Consider the following 2,707-nt stretch of genomic DNA (forward strand, 5'->3'; position numbering starts at 1 on the left):
ATAATCGTTTTGTCTTTTGGATACTCTGCTTCTGTAGCATTAAAAGTATATAGAACTTTCTCTTTCTCCTGTTCGCTCATCATATTCATTTTACTGAGCATTTTCTCTGGATTCTGTACCGCATCCGTCAACACTTCAGCAAAGTGCTCACTCATACGTTCTATTGTCTCTTGCTTAAATAAGTCTGTACAATACTCCCAATTTAGTTCATATCCATCTGCAGTTTCTTCCATAATTACTGTTAAATCAAATGTTGAAGACTTGCTTGTAAATTTAACTGGGCTTAGAATCGTGTCTCCTAATTTCAGTTCAGCTTCCTCATTATTTTGGAAAACAAACATAACATCAAATAATGGATTTCTCGATAGGTCTCTTTCAAATTCCAACTTGTCTATCAATTCTTCAAATGGATATTCTTGATTTTCATATGCTTTTAAGCATTTTTCTTTCATTTGTTCAAGTAATTCGGTAAATGTTGAATTAGACCCTATTTTTCCTTTAATAGCCAACGTATTAACGAACATTCCCAACATATTCTGTGTATCTGGGTGAATTCTTCCCGCAATTGGGCTCCCTACTACAATGTCTTCCTGTCTACTGTAGCGACTGAGCAGTAACATAAAGGATGACAACAGAATCATATATTGTGTAGCACCAGTTTTCGTACTCATTCCATTAACAGCATTTTTTAGTTCATTGTTTAATGTTGTTGTAAAACTGTTACCTTTATGACTCTGATGTTGTGGTCTAGGATAATCTGTCCGCAGGTCGAGCACAGGGATGTCATCGGAAAATTCTTTTAACCAGTATTCTCCTTGAGAACCTAAATCTCTTGCATTCTGCCACGCACTGAAATCCTTATATTGTGCATTAAGTTCTGGCAAATCTTCACCATTGTAAAGTCTAGATAAATCCTTAAGGAATATACCGGATGATACAGCATCATAAATAATATGATGAATGTCTAACATGAGTATGGTTTCACCTTCTGAAATTTTCACAACCTTCACTCTCAACAACGATGCTTTACTTAAATCAAACGGGCGAATGAATTCTCTGAATTCATTTTGAATATTTTCCTCATGACATTCTAAGAATTCCAATCGTACTGTAACGTGATCTTCAATTTTCTGTATAGGCTTATCATCTTCCATTTGGAAGCTAGTTCTTAATACTTCATGGCGTTCTATCAATTGATTGATCGCATTCTGCATTCGAGTAATATCAATCGTACCTTGAACACGCATCATTTGTGGCATATTGTAAGTAATATTTTTTCCTTGCATTTGGTCAATAATATACAGTCTCTTTTGAACCGAACTCATATCATAGCTATGTTTTTTTTGCATTCGCTCAATAGAGTTATAGGATTCTTGCTCGGTTGATTCTCTTACCTTTTCAGCAATTTTCCTTACGGTTTTTAATGATAATACTTCACGTAATAAAATTCGTACCCCTAAACCTTCTTCTAGAACATTAACTAATTTAGTGGCTCTTAAAGAATGTCCTCCCAGTTCAAAAAAGCTATCATTAATTCCAACTTTCTCAACTCCTAGAATTTCCTGAAAGGCCTCTGTAATACATACTTCTATTTCATCTCTTGGGGCAATATACTCTTCCATACCAGTTACTTTAGGTTTCGGGAGTGCTTTTTTATCCAGTTTTCCATTCACTGTTATAGGAACACTCTCAATCTGTATAATATATGCTGGTATCATATATTCCGGTAAATTTTTGCTTAGCTTTTCCTTAATGATACCTATGTCAAATTGTTCTTTCCCAACAATGTATCCACATATATATTTGTCACCATGTTCTTCTCTTACAATAACCACTGCATCTTGAATCCCTTTTAATCCCCTAATTTTGCTTTCAATTTCATCAAGTTCAATTCTAAACCCTCTAATTTTAACCTGCTCATCAATTCTTCCAAGATATTCAATATTGCCGTCTTCCATCCAACGTGCTAGGTCGCCGGTACGATAAATTCTTTCTCCTTTACGGTATGGATTTTCTACAAACTTCTCTTCTGTTAGTTCTGGTCTGTTTAAATATCCCCTTGATACCCCTGATCCTCCAATGCATAATTCACCTGGCATTCCAATACCACACAGACTATTACCATTTAATATATATATCTGCGTATTCAAAATAGGCTTTCCAATCGGAACAATATCTAGGTTTTTATTGTCAGAAAATTGGAATGATGTTGCGGTAACGGTTGCTTCTGTTGGACCATACAAATTGTTTAATCGATTTAGTCTATTTCCTGTTACTTCTTTATACTTTTCTAATAAATCTATAGTTACTGGTTCTCCAGCCAAATATATTTTGTCAAATGTATTTAATTGATTTTTTTCTCGATAGTTTCTTTACAATCTAATAAAGTTCTAAACATTGATGGCATTAGAGCAATTTGTTTTCCCGGTAATAACTTTAGTAATTCCTCGGGATCTTTGTTTTGGAACTCATCTATAATTTCCAATTTACCCCCAATTAAGCAAACAGGGAATATTTCCCACGCAGAACCATCAAATACATACGCAGTTTTTTGAATAATTTTGCTGTTATCGGTATAATTACCGTTTTTAATTTGCCAAGTACATAAATTTGCAAGATTTCTATTTTCAACCATGACACCTTTCGGTTTTCCAGTAGTTCCAGAAGTATAGATGACATAGGCCAGATGATTTGATTTGGAAACATG

Annotated in this window: 2 protein-coding genes; both read right to left on the reverse strand. The window is 34.4% G+C overall.

The genetic code is table 11. The features are described 5' to 3' along the window. The coding region (locus AMS59_RS25960) for a condensation domain-containing protein (RefSeq protein ID WP_199777799.1) at nt 1-2,324 on the reverse strand (2,324 nt) is incomplete at its 3' end. 20 nt (nt 2,325-2,344) lie between these two features. Continuing rightward, on the reverse strand, nt 2,345-2,707 hold a 363-nt coding region (locus AMS59_RS26730), incomplete at its 5' end, for an AMP-binding protein (protein ID WP_199777800.1).

It is taken from the genome of Lysinibacillus sp. FJAT-14745 (assembly GCF_001275675.1).
Classification (GTDB): Bacteria; Bacillota; Bacilli; order Bacillales_A; family Planococcaceae; genus Lysinibacillus.